This window comes from Ancalomicrobiaceae bacterium S20, from assembly GCA_040269895.1.
Lineage (GTDB): Bacteria > Pseudomonadota > Alphaproteobacteria > Rhizobiales > Ancalomicrobiaceae > Methyloraptor > Methyloraptor flagellatus.
In genome coordinates this window covers 4,161,405-4,178,239 of record CP158568.1, presented here as the reverse complement: position 1 = coordinate 4,178,239, position 16,835 = coordinate 4,161,405, and the positions used below count along the sequence as shown (strand labels likewise).

17 protein-coding genes are annotated in these 16,835 nt (G+C 68.4%); 11 read left to right on the top strand and 6 right to left on the bottom strand.

Going from position 1 to position 16,835, the window contains the following annotated elements:
* Positions 1-104: 104 nt before the first annotated feature.
* Complete coding sequence (locus ABS361_18815) at positions 105-2,135, top strand: thioredoxin domain-containing protein (protein XBY44076.1); 2,031 nt, start codon at positions 105-107, stop codon at positions 2,133-2,135.
* 127 nt (positions 2,136-2,262) lie between these two features.
* On the opposite strand, the gene rho is transcribed toward ABS361_18815, so the two are convergent.
* The 3 genes from rho to hemE form a co-directional block, all read right to left on the bottom strand.
* Positions 2,263-3,528: a transcription termination factor Rho gene (gene rho, locus ABS361_18810; protein ID XBY44075.1), complete on the bottom strand. Its 1,266-nt coding sequence runs from the start codon at positions 3,526-3,528 to the stop codon at positions 2,263-2,265.
* A 332-nt stretch (positions 3,529-3,860) separates the two neighbouring features.
* Positions 3,861-4,400 (bottom strand): CopD family protein, encoded by a 540-nt coding sequence (locus ABS361_18805; protein XBY44074.1) that lies wholly within the window; start codon positions 4,398-4,400, stop codon positions 3,861-3,863.
* A 37-nt stretch (positions 4,401-4,437) separates the two neighbouring features.
* Positions 4,438-5,505, bottom strand: a complete 1,068-nt coding sequence (hemE, locus tag ABS361_18800; protein XBY46946.1) for a uroporphyrinogen decarboxylase — start codon at positions 5,503-5,505, stop codon at positions 4,438-4,440.
* A 406-nt stretch (positions 5,506-5,911) separates the two neighbouring features.
* On the opposite strand from hemE, the gene ABS361_18795 reads away from it, so the two are divergent.
* From ABS361_18795 to dnaQ, 5 genes are read left to right on the top strand one after another with little or no spacing between them, the layout of a single operon-like run.
* Complete coding sequence (locus ABS361_18795) at positions 5,912-6,736, top strand: pyruvate, water dikinase regulatory protein (protein XBY44073.1); 825 nt, start codon at positions 5,912-5,914, stop codon at positions 6,734-6,736.
* A gap of 57 nt (positions 6,737-6,793) precedes the next feature.
* Positions 6,794-7,414 carry a Maf family protein gene (locus tag ABS361_18790; GenBank protein XBY44072.1) on the top strand — a complete coding sequence of 207 codons (621 nt, stop codon included), beginning with the start codon at positions 6,794-6,796 and terminating at the stop codon, positions 7,412-7,414.
* The gene (locus ABS361_18785) at positions 7,411-8,295 is read left to right on the top strand and encodes a shikimate dehydrogenase (protein ID XBY44071.1); all 885 of its coding nucleotides are present in this window, start codon (positions 7,411-7,413) and stop codon (positions 8,293-8,295) included. Before ABS361_18790 ends, ABS361_18785 begins: the two co-directional genes overlap by 4 nt.
* On the top strand, positions 8,292-8,906 hold the full coding sequence (gene coaE / locus ABS361_18780; GenBank protein ID XBY44070.1) for a dephospho-CoA kinase: 615 nt from the start codon (positions 8,292-8,294) through the stop codon (positions 8,904-8,906). Before ABS361_18785 ends, coaE begins: the two co-directional genes overlap by 4 nt.
* Positions 8,907-8,955: 49 nt before the next feature.
* Complete coding sequence (gene dnaQ, locus ABS361_18775) at positions 8,956-9,663, top strand: DNA polymerase III subunit epsilon (GenBank protein ID XBY44069.1); 708 nt, start codon at positions 8,956-8,958, stop codon at positions 9,661-9,663.
* Positions 9,664-9,751: 88 nt separating this feature from the next.
* Here dnaQ and secB read toward each other — a convergent pair whose 3' ends face one another.
* A complete protein-coding gene (secB, locus tag ABS361_18770; protein XBY44068.1) occupies positions 9,752-10,237 on the bottom strand; it encodes a protein-export chaperone SecB in 486 nt (161 codons plus the stop codon).
* 144 nt (positions 10,238-10,381) lie between these two features.
* Positions 10,382-10,894: an FxsA family protein gene (locus ABS361_18765; protein XBY44067.1), complete on the bottom strand. Its 513-nt coding sequence runs from the start codon at positions 10,892-10,894 to the stop codon at positions 10,382-10,384.
* A gap of 446 nt (positions 10,895-11,340) precedes the next feature.
* On the opposite strand from ABS361_18765, the gene ABS361_18760 reads away from it, so the two are divergent.
* The 5 genes from ABS361_18760 (at position 11,341) to ABS361_18740 (ending at position 14,806) form a co-directional block, all read left to right on the top strand.
* The gene (locus ABS361_18760) at positions 11,341-12,057 is read left to right on the top strand and encodes a Tim44/TimA family putative adaptor protein (GenBank protein XBY44066.1); all 717 of its coding nucleotides are present in this window, start codon (positions 11,341-11,343) and stop codon (positions 12,055-12,057) included.
* A gap of 103 nt (positions 12,058-12,160) precedes the next feature.
* On the top strand, positions 12,161-12,433 hold the full coding sequence (locus ABS361_18755) for a hypothetical protein (protein XBY47003.1): 273 nt from the start codon (positions 12,161-12,163) through the stop codon (positions 12,431-12,433).
* Positions 12,325-13,251: an MltA domain-containing protein gene (locus ABS361_18750; protein ID XBY46945.1), complete on the top strand. Its 927-nt coding sequence runs from the start codon at positions 12,325-12,327 to the stop codon at positions 13,249-13,251. The genes ABS361_18755 and ABS361_18750 overlap by 109 nt, the downstream gene beginning before the upstream one ends.
* Positions 13,251-14,438, top strand: a complete 1,188-nt coding sequence (locus ABS361_18745; GenBank protein ID XBY44065.1) for a Smr/MutS family protein — start codon at positions 13,251-13,253, stop codon at positions 14,436-14,438. Before ABS361_18750 ends, ABS361_18745 begins: the two co-directional genes overlap by 1 nt.
* Complete coding sequence (locus ABS361_18740) at positions 14,435-14,806, top strand: helix-turn-helix transcriptional regulator (protein ID XBY44064.1); 372 nt, start codon at positions 14,435-14,437, stop codon at positions 14,804-14,806. Before ABS361_18745 ends, ABS361_18740 begins: the two co-directional genes overlap by 4 nt.
* Before the next feature lie 292 nt (positions 14,807-15,098).
* On the opposite strand, the gene ABS361_18735 is transcribed toward ABS361_18740, so the two are convergent.
* Positions 15,099-16,631, bottom strand: coding sequence for a YifB family Mg chelatase-like AAA ATPase (locus tag ABS361_18735; GenBank protein ID XBY44063.1), 1,533 nt, complete (start codon positions 16,629-16,631; stop codon positions 15,099-15,101).
* Positions 16,632-16,835 lie beyond the last annotated feature (204 nt).

Sequence of the window (16,835 nt, the reverse complement as noted above, 5' to 3'; positions counted from 1 at the left end):
ATCCAATCTGATCGGATGCCGCTCTAGCGATTGTCTACGCACCGGGAAACTGCTCCAACCGCAAAGCCCGACGCCGCCACGGTCACTGCGTCGAACCCGAACAGATGGACATACCGATGAACCTGCTCGCCGGCGAAACCAGTCCGTATCTGCTGCAGCATGCCGACAACCCGGTCGACTGGCGTCCCTGGGGCCCTGCGGCGCTCGCCGAGGCGAAGGCGACCGGCAAGCCGATCCTGCTCTCGATCGGCTATGCGGCCTGCCATTGGTGTCATGTGATGGCGCACGAGTCCTTCGAGGACGAAGCGGTGGCCTCGGTGATGAACCGCCTGTTCGTGAACATCAAGGTCGACCGCGAAGAACGGCCCGACATCGACCAGATCTACATGGCCGCCCTCCATGCGCTCGGCGAACCGGGCGGCTGGCCGCTGACCATGTTCCTGAGCCCGGAGGGCGAGCCGTTCTGGGGCGGCACCTATTTTCCCAAACAGGCGAAGTGGGGCAAGCCGGGCTTCACCCAGGTGCTCGAGGAAGTCGCGCGGGTGTTTCGCGAGGAGCCTGACCGCGTCGCCAAAAACCGGCGCGCACTGATCGAGCGGATCGAGACCCGGGCCCGCGAGGGCGCACCTCTGCATCGCCCCCTGCTCGACGCGGCCGCCGAAAAGCTGCTGGCGATCATGGATCCCGACGAGGGCGGCACGCAGGGCGCGCCGAAGTTCCCGCAGGCCGGTCTGCTCGAACTGCTCTGGCGTGCCGGCACCCGCACGGGCGTTCCCGCCTACAAGGACGCCGCCCTCCTCGCGCTGCGCAAGATGGCGCAGGGCGGCATCTATGACCATCTCGGCGGCGGCTTCGCGCGCTACTCGGTCGATGATCATTGGCTCGTGCCGCATTTCGAGAAGATGCTCTACGACAACGGCCAACTCCTCGACCTCTATTGCCTCGCCCACGCCGAAACCGACGACCCGCTGTTTCGGGACCGAATCGAGGAGACGATCGGCTGGCTGACGCGAGAAATGACCTTGCCCGGCGGCGCCTACGCCTCGAGCCTCGACGCGGATTCCGAGGGCGTCGAAGGCAAGTTCTATGTCTGGGACGAGACCGAGATCCGCAGCGTTCTCGGCATCGACGCCGACCTGTTCATCACGGCCTATGGGGTTCGACCGGAGGGAAACTGGGAGGAGGTCAACATCCTGAACCGGTCCGGCGCTCCCGACCGTCGATCGCTCGAGGATGAAACTCGCCTCGCCGCCGCCCGTGCCAAGCTGCTGGCGGCGCGCGCGCATCGGGTTCGTCCAGGCCTCGACGACAAGGTTCTCGCCGATTGGAACGGCCTCGCCATCGCTGGCCTCGCTCGCTGCGGCGCCCATTTCGAACGGCCCGACTGGGTCGCCGCGGCCTGGGACGCGTATCGTTTCGTCACCGAATCCATGACCCGCGGCGATCGCTTCGGCCATTCCTGGCGCGAGGGACGCCTCGTCTTCCCGGGCATGGCGTCGGACTTCGCCCAGATGATCCGCGCCGCTCTCACGCTCCATAGAGCGATCGGCGACGAAGCCCTGATCGCGGACGCGGTACGTTGGGCCGATGCGCTTCACACTCATTACTGGGACGAGACGGCCGGCGGCGTCTACATGACCGCGGGCGATGCCGAGGCTCTAGTCGTTCGCCCGAAGAGCGCACTCGACGAAGCGACCCCGAATGCCAATGGCACACTGGCGGACTCTCTGGTCCGGCTGTGGATTCTGACCGGCGAGCCGCGCTTCCGAGACCGTGCCGATCGCATCCTGCTCGCCTTCTCCGGCGATGTGCTGCGCAACGTTTTCGGCACCGCGAGCCTGCTCAACGCGCTCGACACGCGCCTGGGACCGGTCGAAGTCGTCATCGCCGCCCCGCCGGGCACCAGCCTGACGCCGATGCGCAACGAGATCGCCGCTTCGACCGATTTGCGCGTCATTCCTTTCGTGGTCGAATCGATCGACGATCTTCCCGAAGACCACCCGGCTCGCGGCAAGGCGCCGATCTCCGGCATGGCGACGGCCTTCGTCTGCCGCGACGGCGCCTGCTCGCTGCCTGTGACCGAGCCGGCCGAACTGCGTGCCTTGCTGACCGGCCGGCCGATGCCCGGCACCTGAGAGAGCCCGCCGCTCTCGATCTGACAACACGAAGCCCGGCACGGGGATCCCGGCCGGGCTTCATTACAGATCCGAATCGATCGACGGGGTGGATGTTCCACGTGAATCGCGAAACGACCCCGCCCGATCAGGTGTTCATGGAATCGAAGAAATCGCTGTTCGTCTTGGTCTGCCGCAGCTTGTCGAGCAGGAACTCGATGGCGTCGACCGTACCCATCGGCGTGAGGATGCGGCGCAGGACATAGGTCTTCTTGAGCATGTCCGACGGCACGAGCAGCTCCTCCTTGCGGGTGCCCGAACGCGTGATGTCGAGCGCCGGGAACGTCCGCTTGTCGGCGACCTTGCGGTCGAGGATGATTTCCGAGTTGCCGGTGCCCTTGAACTCTTCGAAGATCACCTCGTCCATGCGGCTGCCGGTATCGATCAGCGCGGTCGCGATGATGGTCAGCGAACCGCCTTCCTCGATATTGCGCGCCGCGCCGAAGAAGCGCTTCGGCCGCTGCAGCGCGTTGGCGTCGACACCGCCGGTCAGCACCTTGCCCGAGGACGGCACCACCGTGTTGTAGGCGCGGCCGAGGCGGGTGATGGAGTCGAGCAGGATCACCACGTCGCGGCCGTGCTCGACCAGGCGCTTGGCCTTCTCGATCACCATCTCGGCGACCTGGACGTGGCGCGACGCCGGCTCGTCGAAGGTCGACGACACGACCTCGCCCTTTACCGTGCGCTGCATGTCCGTGACTTCTTCCGGACGCTCGTCGATCAGCAGGACGATCAGGTAGCACTCCGGATGGTTCGCCGTGATCGACTTGGCGATGTTCTGGAGCAGCACCGTCTTGCCGGTCCGGGGCGGCGCGACGATCAGCGCGCGCTGGCCTTTGCCGAGCGGCGACACGATGTCGATGATCCGCTGCGACATGTCCTTCGAGGTCGGCTCCTCGAGCTCCATCTTGAACCGCTCGTCCGGATAGAGCGGCGTCAGATTGTCGAAGTGGACCTTGTGGCGCGCCTTGTCGGGGTCTTCGAAGTTGATCGTGTTGACCTTGAGCAGGGCGAAGTACCGTTCGCCCTCCTTCGGGCTGCGGATATGGCCCTCGACCGTATCGCCGGTGCGCAGCGAGAAGCGCCGGATCTGCGACGGTGAGACATAGATATCGTCCGGACCCGGCAGGTAGTTCGCATCCGGCGAACGCAGAAAGCCGAAGCCGTCCTGCAGGACCTCGACGACGCCCTCGCCGATGATCTCCGTCTCCTTGGCCGCGAGCTGCTTCAGGATCGCGAACATGAGCTCCTGCTTGCGCAGCGTGCTCGCGTTTTCGACCTCGAGCTCTTCGGCGAAGGAGAGGAGTTCCGTCGGGGACTTGGACTTGAGGTCCTGAAGCTTCAACTGCTGCATGAGTGGGAATCTCGTGAGGGCGCGGGCGTCGGATGGCGCGACGAAAGCGATCGATATCGGGAATCGAAGAGGTCGCGTGCGGGCCGGACCAGTCGATACGAAGAACGGGGAGAGAGCAGGGCAGACCGGGCGCCGGATGGACCGGGCTCAAGTCGGGGCCCTTCGTCATGGGGAAGGGCCGCGCCTGCAAAGAGGTGATATCGCGAAAATAGCGGTCCGCGCGGCTTCGGACAAGAGCAATTCGCCAAACGTGCCGTCAGGGCCCGTACGGACCGCGCCAAGCCTCGATCGGGAAAAGGGTTCTCGATGCGGAACGTGCAGCGGAACGCCGCTCAGAACGGCTTCACGATCACCAGGATGACGATGCCGATCATGCACAGGGCCGGCATCTCGTTCATGATTCGCCAATAGCGCGCCGTCTTCGCGTTCCGATCCTCGCCGAAGGCCCGGACCGCGGCCGAAAAGTGCCCGTGCAGAGCCGACAGGATCAGCACGAGGGCGAATTTCCCGTGAAACCACGGCGCTCGCCACCATTCGCCCTGCCAGACCAGCCAGGCGCCGACCACCCAGGTCACGATCATCGCCGGATTGACGATGATCCGCAGCAGGCGGCGCTCCATGCCCTTCAGAAGCTCGGATTCGGCCGACCCGATCGGTAGTCCGACGTGGTTCACGAAAAGCCGCGGCAGGTAGAGCATGCCGGCCATCCAGGCGATGACCGCGATCACATGCAACGCCTTCATCCAGTTGTAGAGCCCGGCCGGATTCCAGAGAACCAGCGCGCCGAACAGCACAACCGTGACCGCGATGGCAATCGCCGCCCGCCGCGCCGGAGACCGGTCCCGTTCGATCGATCCGAGATCGGATGTCATCGATGCCTCTCCCTTGCCCGGATTCGATCCGATCGCTTCAACGCCGCGCCGCGCGCACCCGGTCCACCAGCCGTGCGACATGGGCCGGATCCGCATCCGGCGTGATGCCGTGTCCGAGATTGAAGATCAGCCGGCCCTGACCAAGCGTCTCGAGGATGCGATCGACGCCCTCATCGATGGCCCGGCCGCCGGTCACCACCCGCATCGGATCGAGGTTGCCCTGAACAGCAACCTTCGGCTGGATCGCATCGCGGGCAAAACCGAGCGGCATGGTCCAGTCCATGCCGACCGCATCGACGCCGGTCTCGGCGGCGAACCGTACCAGTGAAGCCTGCGCGCCCTTCGGAAAGCCGATCACGCGCGCCCCCGGCACGGCGGCGCGGATCCCTGCGACGATCCGCTTGGTCGGCTCGATCACCCAGCGCTCGAACGACGCCTCGTCGAGCACGCCGGCCCATGTGTCGAAGATCTGCACCGCATCGGCCCCGGCTCGGAGCTGCGCGATCAGATAATCGATCGAGGCGGTGACCAGGACATCGATCAGCCGGCCGAACCGCTCGGGATCGCCGAGCGCGGCCCGCCGGGCCGGTCCCTGGTCCGGAGTGCCCCGTCCGGCGATCATGTAGGTCGCCACCGTCCAGGGAGCCCCGCAGAAGCCCAGCAGCGTGGTCTCGCGCGGCAGGGCAGCCCGGATCGATGCGACGGCCTCCAGCACCGGCGCCAGACGATCCACGACGCCTTCACCCGACAGCCGCTCGACCTCGCCGAGCGGTAGGGGCTCGAGAACCGGTCCCTCGCCCTCCAGGAAGCTCACCTTCCGTCCCAGCGCATCCGGGATGACCAGGATGTCGGAGAACAGGATCGCCGCATCGAAGCCGTAGCGCCGGATCGGCTGCAGGGTGACTTCGGTCGCCAGCCGCGGCGTGTAGCAGAGATCCAGGAACCCGCCCGCTTCGGCCCGCGTTGCCCTGTACTCCGGCAGGTAGCGGCCCGCCTGTCGCATGACCCAGATCGGAGGAGGAAAGATAGCTTCGCCCGCCAGGACCTTGAGGAGCTTCCGTTCGGGTGCCGTCGGCCCCTGTCCTGATCCGCCGCGTTCGGTCACGCACAGCCCCCTTCCCTTAAATCTCTCTTCGAGAAGACTCTTGGTTTGACTCTTAGGCGGTGGATTACCGGTATCCCCGGCGATCCACAATCCGGAAACGACCTCGTCCACCTGCGGCGGACGCGACCGGCCGTTCTCCCCAGCCTGTCGGCCGGATCGGCGTTTACGCTTTCTTAAGCTTCGTTACCAAGGCCTTAACGACCGTCACGGCGCGTGTCGCCCTGTGGACGAGGAGTCGATCGTTAACGAATCGTTTACGAACTCCCCGGATCCCCGGATCGGCCGCTTCGACGATCCCCGTCGGTCGTGGCTGTTGATCGTTTGCGGGCGAGCGGCAACACTGTCGCCCGCCGCACCGGGTGCCGGGGACTTCTCCCCAGCCGCACGCCGCTCTGGGGACGAAGCTGTGAACACCGCACCCAACTACTTCCACCTCCACCTGATTTCCGATTCCACCGGCGAGACCTTGATCACGGTCGCCCGCGCCGCCGCGGCCCAGTACGAGTCGATCGAGGCGATCGAGCACGTGCATCCGCTGGTGCGCACCGACCGGCATCTGGACCGGGCGCTGATCGAGATCGAGCAGTCGCCGGGGATCGTGCTCTATACGCTGGTGTCGCAGGACCTTGCGGCGCGGCTCGACCGGTTCTGCCGCGACCAGGGCCTGCCCTGCGTCTCGGTGCTGGCGCCGATCTTCGATGTGTTCCGCTCCTATCTGAACGTCGCCCAGACGCACCGCGTCGGCGCCCAGCATGCGCTCGACGCCGAATATTTCCGTCGGATCGACGCGCTGAACTTCACCATGGCGCATGACGACGGCCAGCTGCCGCGCGATCTCGACGACGCCGAGGTGATCATCCTCGGCGTATCCCGCACATCGAAGACGCCGACCTCGATCTATCTCGCCAACCGCGGCGTGAAGGTCGCCAACATCCCCGTGGTCCCCAACGTGCCGCTGCCGCCCGCCCTGTTCGAGGTGACCAGGCCGGTGATCGTCGGTCTGGTCGCGAGCCCCGAGCGGATCGCGCAGATCCGCGAGAACCGCATTCTGGCGCTCGGCACCAAGACCTTCGACACGGCCTACGCGGATCGGCAGGCGATCGCGCAGGAAATCGCCGACATGCGCCGCATCTGCTCCGAACACGAATGGCCGACGATCGACGTGACGCGGCGCTCGATCGAGGAAACCGCGGCTGCGATCATTTCGCTGATGCGCGCGCGGCGCGCCTGATCCCGGAACCGATCGTCGTCGCCATTTTCCGCCCGCCCCCTCTTCCGAAAGCGCTTCATGAACTCGTCCTTCGACCCCGCGGCCGGACGTCTCGTCCTCGCCTCGCGTAGCAAGGCCCGCGTCGGCCTGATGACCGGTGCCGGCCTCGCCTTCGATGCCGAACCGTCGCAGGTCGACGAACGCGCGGTCGAGGCCGAGCACCTCGCCGCCGGCGCCGATCCGGAAACGATCGCCATGGTGTTGGCGGAGGCCAAGGCGCTCGACGTCGCATCGCGCCGGCCCCACGATCTGGTGCTCGGCTGCGACCAGACCCTCGGGCTCGATGGTCGTCGCTATGTGAAGGCCGAAACCATCGACGAGGCGCGGGAGCAGATTCTGTCCCTGCGCGGCCGGACCCACGCACTTCATTCGGCGCTCGTGCTGGCGCGTGGCGACAGCGTTGTCTGGCGCCATGTCTCGACCGCGCGCCTGACGGTCCGCGCCTTTTCGGACGCGTTTCTCGACGCCTATCTCCAGGCGGTCGGCGACCGGGTATTGTCGAGCGTCGGCGGCTATCAGCTCGAAGGCCTCGGCATTCAGCTGTTCGAGCGCATCGAGGGCGACTATTTCACCATTCTCGGGCTGCCGCTGTTGCCGCTGCTCGACGAACTTCGCCGCATGGGACGTGCCCTCGCATGACTGCCTTCGATCAGGATCTCTATCGTGTCGACGACCTCCAGCGCGGCGCTGCCGATGGCCCGATCGCGGCCGTCGTCGGCTGGCCGGTCGCCCATGCCCGCTCGCCGCTGATCCAGGGCTATTGGCTCCGCAAGCTCGGCCGCGCCGGCGGCTACGGCCGGATCGCGGTCCGGCCTGAAGACGCTGCTCGCTTCTTCGCCGGACTGGCGCGGTCCGGCCTCGCGGGTGCCAACGTCACCGTTCCCCACAAGGAAGCCGCCTTCGCCGCCTGTGACGAATTCGAGCCCGTCGCCCGTGCCACCGGGGCGGTGAATACCCTGTGGATCGAGGCTGGAAAGCTCTGCGGCACCAACACGGACGCGCTCGGTTTTCTCGCCAATCTCGACGACCGTGCACATGGTTGGGACAACAGCGGGGGTCAAGCGCTGGTGCTCGGCGCCGGCGGCGCGGCCCGCGCGGTCGTATGGGCGCTCGCCTCACGCGGCCTGAAGGTGCGGATCGTCAACCGCACCCGCGCCCGTGCCGAGGAGTTGGCGACCCGCCTCGGTGCGGTCGCCCACGACTGGAGCGAAGCCGAGGCACTGCTCGGCCAGACGCGCGTGCTGGTCAACACCACCTCGCTCGGCATGTCGGGCAAGGGGGATCTCGATCTCGATCTCGCCGCGCTCCCCGCGACCGCGCTTGTCACCGACATCGTCTACGTGCCGCTGGAGACGCCGCTGCTCGCCCGGGCTCGGGCGCGCGGCAATCCGACTGTCGACGGCCTCGGCATGTTGCTGCATCAGGCGGTGCCGGGCTTCCGGCGCTGGTTCGGCGGCTGTCCCGAGGTTACGCCGGCGCTGCGCGATCTGGTGCTGGCCGACATCGAGGGTCACCGATGATCGTGCTCGGCCTCACCGGATCGATCGGCATGGGCAAGTCGACCACGGCCACGCTGTTCCGCGAGGCCGGCGTCCCGGTCCACGACGCCGATGCGAGTGTCCATGCGCTCTATGCCGGCGAGGCGGTTCCGCTCGTCGAGGCGGCGTTTCCGGGCACGACCCGCGACGGCGTGGTCGATCGCCCGGCACTGTCGGCGCGCGTGCTCGGCGACGATGTCGCGATGCGTCGGCTGGAGGCGATTGTGCATCCGCTGGTCCGCGCGGCCGAGCGGCGGTTTCTGGACGAGGCGGCTGCGGCCGGCCGGTCGGTGGTCGTGCTCGATGTGCCGTTGCTGTTCGAGACCGGCGCAGCAGACCGCGTCGATGCGCTCGTCGTGGTGACGGCACCGTCGGACGTCCAGCGCGCCCGCGTGCTCGCCCGTCCCGGCATGACCGTCGAACGGTTCGAGCAGATCCTCGCCCGCCAGATGCCCGACGCCGAAAAGCGCGCCCGCGCCCATTTCGTCATCGACACCGGGCGCGGCCTGGAACCGGCTCGACGGCAGGTCGCCGATGTGATCCGCGCCGCGGCCGGGATGATGGGGAAAGGCAAGCCGCCGGCCTTGCGGTGAGCGGCCCGTGGTGATTCCTTCGGCGGATCCTCAACGGCGGACCCGACCCATGCGCGAGATCGTGCTCGACACCGAGACCACCGGCCTCAACCCGCGCGGCGGAGACCGCATTGTCGAGATCGGCGGCGTCGAGCTGATCAACCACATCCCGACCGGCCAGAGCTATCACGTCTACATCAACCCCGAGCGGTCCATGCCGCGCGAGGCCTTCGACGTGCACGGCCTGTCGGAGGAGTTCCTGGCCGACAAGCCGAAGTTCGCCGAAGTCGGTCCCGGCTTTGCCGATTTCATCGCTGGGGCGCGGCTGGTCATCCACAACGCTGCCTTCGATATCGGCTTCATCAATGCCGAGTTCGCCCGGATCGGTGTCGATCCCGTGCATTGGGACAACGTGCTCGACACACTTGCGCTCGCCAAACGCAAGCATCCGGCCGGGCCCAATTCGCTCGATGCGCTCTGCTCGCGCTACGGTATCGATAATTCGCGGCGGACGCGCCACGGCGCTCTGCTCGACGCCGAGCTGCTGGCGGAAGTCTATATCGAGCTGATCGGCGGCAAGCAGGCCGCGCTCAGCCTGGTCACCGAGACCGCCGTCTCCGTCGGCGGATCGTCCGGTTCGGGCCTTGCCCGCCTCGTCCGGACCCGGCCCACCCCGCTCGCGCCACGCATCACGGCGGAGGAACGCGCGGCCCATGACGCCTTCATCGCCAAGCTCGGCGACAACGCGATCTGGCGGAAGTACTCGACCGAGGCCTGACCTTTCCGACCCGCACAAATGCAAGAGGCGCGGGCCTCGCGACCCGCGCCTCCAGTGATTCACGTGAAACACTCGCGGTGAAACGCGCTCAGTTCGGCGCGCCGACCTGCTCGCGCGCCATGTTCTGCTGATAGAGCGCGACGAAGTCGATCGGGTCGATCATCAGCGGCGGGAAGCCGCCATTGCGGGTCACGTCGGCGACGATCTGCCGCGCGAACGGGAACAGGATGCGCGGGCACTCGATCAGCACGAAGGGATGAATGTGCTCTTCCGGCACGTTCATGATCCGGAACAGGCCCGAATAGATCACCTCGGCGGCGAACAGCACCTCCGAACCGCTCAGCGCCCGCGCCTCGAGCTTGAGGTCGACTTCGATCTCGGTCTCCGACAGCGGCTTGGCGCCGACGTTGACGTTGATCGTCAGCTCCGGGCCCTGCTCGCGCGGCGCGAGCGACGCCGGCGCGCCCGGGTTCTCGAAGCTCAGATCCTTGACGTACTGCGCCAGCACGTTGACCGACGGAGCGCCGCCGCCCTGCGTGTTCGCTGTGGCGTTACCGCCGTTTTCGTTCGACATGAAAATCCCCGGAAACTCTGGGACGGTACGGATGACCCGTCGCCGTCGGACGGCTGCTCGCTAGCACGAGTGGCCGCGCGCGCACAAGCAAAGACCGCCACCCCAGGCGCGCCGAAGCGGAGCGCCGCCGGCCGGCGGGCCCGCTCAGCGCGGCCCGGCTTCGCGATCGGGTCCGGTCCCCGGCCCGAGTTGCCGCCAGGGCGAATCCGCACGCGGAGCGCCGGCCGCGGTCTCGGGCTGTTTGCGGCTCCACTCGCCCTCGTCGAGATCGACGACGCGTGACGAGGCCTCGGTGCGGACCACGACGAAGTCGGCGCGCCGGCCGATCGCCCGGATCAGCATCGTCCGCACCGGCGGTACGAGGAGCAGCAACGCCGCGATGTCCGACAGGAAGCCGGGCACGATCAGGAGCAGCGCGGCGAGCGCGATGAGCGCCGAGTGGCCGAGCGTCTCGCCCGGATTTCGCCCACGGTCGAATTCCGCCCGGAGCCGACCGACAGTCGCGAACCCGAGACCGCGCAGGATGAGCACGCCGAGTGCGATGGACGCGATCAGAAGCGCCAGCGTCGGCAGCACGCCGATCGCCCGCCCCACCACGATGAAGCCGGCGATCTCCAGGAACGGCCACGCCAGGAACAGAAGGGCGAGCAGAGGCATGAGATCGGTTCACTCCATTGTTCGGGTCGAGGCCCGGCGCCGCGGCTGTCGGGGTGCGTTCGAGACCCATTTCGTGATGCGGCCGCCGCTTTACCAGTGCGGGCCTGCTTCGGTAGGAACGGTAACGAGAACGAAAGACCCGAGGCCGTTCATAGAGGCCACGTTGCGGCAAGACCGAACCGATGCCGCTCGAAGGCACGGCGGCGTTTGTCGGATCGCGAACCGCTCGATGCCGTTCCGTCTGGAACTCGGAGCGGTTAGGCTTATATCACGGAATGCGCGGCGCGGTCAGGATCGGCGGACCTTCGACCTGATCGACGCGCTTCGTTGCGGCGGTGTGATCGAAGTGGCCCGAGCCGTTTCGCGCAGCGCCGCCCGCTTTCAAGGCGTGGCCAGATCGATCCAACCGCCGGGTTGGATCGACCTGGTCACTGGGTGCACGGCCGATGGCTCACATATTCGATATCTACAGCATCATCTTTCTGGTCATCGCCGTGGTGATCTTTGTCCGGCTGCGCAGCGTGCTCGGTGCGAAGACGGGCAACGAACGCCCGCCCGAGCGCTGGACGCGCCGGGGCGAGACGCCGGCGGATGGGTCGGACGCGCGCGGCGGCGATGTCCGCGGGCAGAACGACAATGTCGTGCCGCTGCCGCGTACGCCGGCTCAGCCCGAGCCGGTCGCGCCCGATGCCGCGCCGGCGCCGGGTTCGGCCCTCGATCGGGCGCTGGCGACGATCATGGCCTCGGATCGCAGCTTCGATCGCCGCCACTTCGTCGACGGCGCGCGCGTCGCCTACGAGATGATCGTCGGCGCCTTCGCCGCCGGCGACACCAAGACGCTGAAGCCGCTGCTCTCGCCAGAGGTCTACGACGGCTTCGCCAAGGCGATCGAGGAGCGTGAGAAGCGTGGCGAGAAGGTCGAGATGACCTTCGTCGGCATCGAGAAGGCCGAGATCGTCGAGGCCGCCTTGCGCGGCGGCACGGCGCAGATCACGATCCGCTTCGTCAGCCAGTCGATCTCGGCGACCAAGGACGCACAGGGCCATGTCGTCGACGGCGACCCGAACCGCGTCAACGAGCTCATCGACATCTGGACCTTCGCGCGCGAAACCAACACCAGCGACCCGAACTGGCGTCTGGTCGCGACCCACGCGCCCGACTGAGCGCCTGTCCGATCGGCCGGGCGAGGCCCGATCGAGCCGTCCCGCTTGACGTACCCGATGACCGGCCCGGCCCGTCGTATGGACCGGTGGAAGGATCCCCCCCGTGAACGAACCGGCCTGGCAGCGCCTCGACTTTGCGACCCTGCCGGGCTGGGCCGACGACGCGCACGAGGCGGCCTATGCCGCCTTCCTCCGCTCCGCCGCCGTCATGGCCGAGCGACCCCGAAAACCCGCGCGCTCGGCATCGATGGCGGTCGGCTCGCCGCGATCGGTGCCGCGGCCCGTGCGGCCGGCCCGCTCGATCGCGTCGCCGCGCGCGCCTTCTTCGAGCGCCACTTCGAGCCCGTCGTCCAGTCTCGCGCCGCACCGTTCCTGACCGGCTACTACGAGCCCGTCCTGGCCGGTTCCCGCGAGCGGACCGCGCGATTCACGGTGCCCGTGTACCGGCGCCCCGACGATCTGGTCGAGGTCGACGCGGCGACCCGGCCGACGGATCTCGACCCGGCCCTCTCGTTTGCGCGCCGCGAACCCGGCGGCCGCCTCGTCGAACACCCCGACCGGCCGGCGATCGAGGCCGGCGCGCTCGACGGCCGCAACCTCGAACTGGCCTTCGTCGAGGATCTGGTCGACGCCTTCTTCGTCCATGTCCAGGGCTCCGCCCGGATCGACCTCCAAGACGGCGGTACGCTGCGGATCGCCTTCGACGGCAAGACCGGCCACCCCTATACGTCGATCGGGCGGCGGCTCGCGGACCTCGGCCTCGCCGGTACCGAGCCGCTGACGGCCGATCGTCTGCGCGCCTGGTTGAAGGCGGACCGTGATGCCGGCCGCGCGCTGATGCGCGAGAACCGCTCCTACATCTTCTTCCGCGAACTGCCCGAGCTTGATCCGGCGCTCGGCGCGATCGCCGCAGCCGGCGCGCCGCTGACGCCGGGCCGCAGCCTGGCGGTCGATCGGACCGAGCACACCTTCAGGACGCCGATCTATCTGGCCGGCCGGCTCCCGCTCGGGCCCGAGGGTGAGGAGGTCGCCTTCGAGCGGCTGATGATCGCGCAAGATACCGGATCGGCGATCGTCGGACCGGCGCGCGGCGATATCTTCGTCGGCTGCGGCGAGGCGGCCGGCATGGTTGCCGGCCGTATCCGCCACCGCCCGACCGCCTTCGTGCTCCTGCGTCCGCGGGAGACCGCATGATGGCCGGCGGTTCGGGTGGCGGCCGACGCCGGCGCGATCTCCGGGCGGATGAGCGGGCGCTGTGGGACCAGGTTGCCCAGTCGATCGCGCCGCTCGAATCCGGCCGGCCGATCGAGACGTCGGCGAACGCCGACGGTCCGGCAGCATTGCTCGATCCGGGTAGTGCGGGACCGCTCGCGACCGAAGCCGATCATGACGCCCCGCTGGTCGCCGGCCCGGCGCACGGGCACGAGCCGGGCAAGCGACACAGGACGTCGCCCGCCGCCGTAACGGCGCGTCCGAAGCCGGCGCTGAAGCCGCTGGCGCCGTTCGACGATCGCACGCGCCGGCGGCTCGCGCGCGGCCGTGAGCCGGTCGAGGCGCGGCTGGATCTGCACGGCCTGACCCAGCACGACGCCCTCATCACGCTGCGCGGCTTCATCGCCGACGCCTGCCGGCGCGAGCTGAAGATGGTGCTGGTGATCACCGGCAAGGGGCGCAGCGGATCGTCCGGCCCTCTGTTCGACCCCAACGATCGCGGCGTGCTCCGCCGCGTCGTGCCGCAATGGTTGTCCATGCCGGACATGCGCGATCAGGTGGTCGGTTTCGAGGAGGCCCATCTGGCCCATGGCGGCGCCGGCGCGCTCTATGTCCGCCTGCGCCGCGCCCGCGTGCTCACGATTCCGGTGCCCGGCCCGAGCCCGAGCGTGGCCAAGCCGCCCGCGTCGAAGGAGGCGGGCGCGTCGGGCCGAGGCGCAAAGCGGCCGCGGCCGCCGTCCGAGGCGAAGGATCCCGCCGATCATTGGGCCGAAGCCCTCGGGGTTCGGCCGCTGCGCGACAGAGACGACCCGGCCGAGAGCACCGTCGTCGCACCCCATGTCATGCCCGCCGCGCCGGGATCCGCGCAGACCGAACAGCCCTCGGCCGGCCGCCGTCGTCGGCGCGGTGCCTTGCTCGGCGACGCCGCCCGTCTGGTGGGGTCGGGCGCCGAGGCCTTGCGGGCCGCGTTTCGGGCCGCGCTGGAGGCCCATGCCGGGCCGATGGATGCGGCGACGGCCGGTCTGGCCGACGAGACCGCCGCACAGCAGCGCGGCGTGTCGGGCGATGGCGATAACGGTGCGGACCCGTACGCCGGGCGTGGGGTCACGACGAAGAAGCCCCGACGCGATCGACGCCGGCGCGGAACGGGCGGAGGGGCCGACCGATGACGCCGTTCGGAGCCAAGCTGCGCCAGTTGCGCGCCGAGCGCGGGGTCACGCTGAAAGCGATGGCCGAGGCTCTGGCCGTTACACCGACCTACCTGTCCGCGCTCGAACACGGCAAGCGCGGCGTGCCGACCTGGTTCATGGTCCAGCGCATCATCGCCTATTTCAACGTGATCTGGGACGAGGCCGAGGAGCTGCAGCGCCTCGCCGAGATGTCCGATCCGCGCGTGGTCATCGACACGGCCGGGCTCGATCCGCAAGCGACCGAACTCGCCAACCTGCTGGCGGTCAAGATCCACGGCCTGTCGAAAGCCTCCTTGACCGACCTCATCCACCGCCTGCGGGTCGCCGCCGCGAAGGACAAGGTCTGAGCCGACCCGTGCCGTCCCCGTGCCGCCGGTGGGACCGAACGCCTGTCTCGGCCTCGGTCCTTGTCGGCCCGGTATGCTCGAGCTCGCATGCTCGAGCTCGGATGCTCGGCCTCGGGACGTTCGGCCGCGCGAGTTTGCGACCTCGGCATGCGCGAGCGCCGGCCGGCGGCCCTGCGTCCCCAAATTCACCGACATGACCGGTTCAGGCGCACGCCGGGCGTTCCCGGCCGGCGCGCCGCGCTTGGTGCCGGTATCGCACCGCTGCGCCAGCGGTCCCGTCCGGTACGAGATCTCACGCCGCAGCCGAAAACCCCTCTCCCACCGACCGGTAGCCGAGCGCCTCGGCGAGATGCACGCGGCCGACATGGTCGTCGCCGTCGAGATCGGCGAGCGTGCGGGCGACCTTGAGTACGCGGTGATAGCCGCGCGCCGACAACCGCAAGGCCTCGGCCGCATCGCCGAGCAGACGGGCGCCGGCCTTGTCCGGCGCGGCGACCGTCTCGATCACGGCCGCCGGTGCCTCTGCATTGGTGCGGATGCCGTCGAGGCCGAGCGCGCGATAGCGTTCGGCTTGGCGGTTTCGGGCCACGGCGACGCGTGCGGCGACTTCGGCCGATCCTTCCGCCGGCGCGGGCAGGATCAGGTCAGCGGCCGTCACGGCGCCGACCTCGACACGCAGGTCGATGCGGTCGAGCAGCGGGCCGGAAAGCCGGGCCTGATAGTCGGCGGCGCAACGATCGCCGCGCCGGCAACTGTGGCCCGGCGTTCCGGCGAGCCCGCATCGGCACGGGTTCATCGCCGCCACGAGCTGGATGCGCGCCGGATAGGACACGCGATGGTTCGCGCGTGCGATCATGACCGAGCCGGTCTCGAGCGGCTGGCGCAGCGAATCGAGCACCTGCGGATTGAACTCGGGCAATTCGTCGAGAAACAACACGCCGTTATGGGCGAGCGAGATCTCGCCCGGCCGCGCCCTGAGGCCACCGCCGACCAGCGCGGCCATCGAGGCGGAATGGTGCGGCGCACGGAACGGACGCCGGTCGGTCAGCCGGCCATCGGCGAGTTCGCCGGCGATCGACTGGATCATCGACACTTCCAGGAGCTCGCGCGGCCCGAGCGGCGGCAGGATCGACGGCAGACGGCTCGCCAACATCGACTTACCCGAACCGGGCGGTCCGCACATAAGCAGGTTGTGCCCGCCGGCGGCAGCGATCTCCAGCGCGCGCTTGGCCGTCTCCTGCCCTTTCACATCGCGCAGGTCGGGAAGGGCTACGCCGTTTTCGCGGATGCGCGGCTCAGGGCGCGCGACCACCTGCGTGCCCTTGAAGTGGTTGGCGAGCTGAACGAGGCTGCGTCCGACGACGATATCGAGCTCGGGGCTCGCCCAGGCCGCTTCCGAGCCGCTGTCGGCCGGGCAGATCAGCCCCTTGCCGAGCGCGCAGGCGCCGACGGCGGCGGGCAGGACGCCCGAGACCGGGGCGATCGTGCCGTCGAGCGACAGTTCTCCGAGCGCGACGAAACCGTCGAGCTGATCGCCCGGGAGCGCCCCGATGACGGCGAGCACGCCGAGCGCGATCGGCAGATCGTAGTGACTGCCCTCCTTGGGCAGATCGGCGGGCGCCAGATTGACCGTGATCCGCCGCTGCGGCAGCGCCAGACCCGAGGCATAGAGCGCCGCGCGGATGCGCTCGCGGCTTTCGCCCACGGTCTTGTCCGGCAGACCGACGATGGTGAAGTTCGGATTGCCGGCGGTGATCTGGACCTGAACGTCGACCGGCACCGCCTCGATGCCCTGAAAGGCGACCGTCGTGACGCGTGCGACCATCGCATGACCCCCCGTTTCCATCCTTCATAGAACAAGAAGGGAACGACTGCAACCGACGTCCCGAAAAATAACGCACACCGGTTGTAGAGGCGGAACGAAATGGCAATCCTCCCGCCGTGCTTTGGCCGGGCGGCGCAACCATGGCGACTTGAGCGACGTAAAGGGCTGATATACCAATGATCACGAGTGTCGCGGCGACGTATC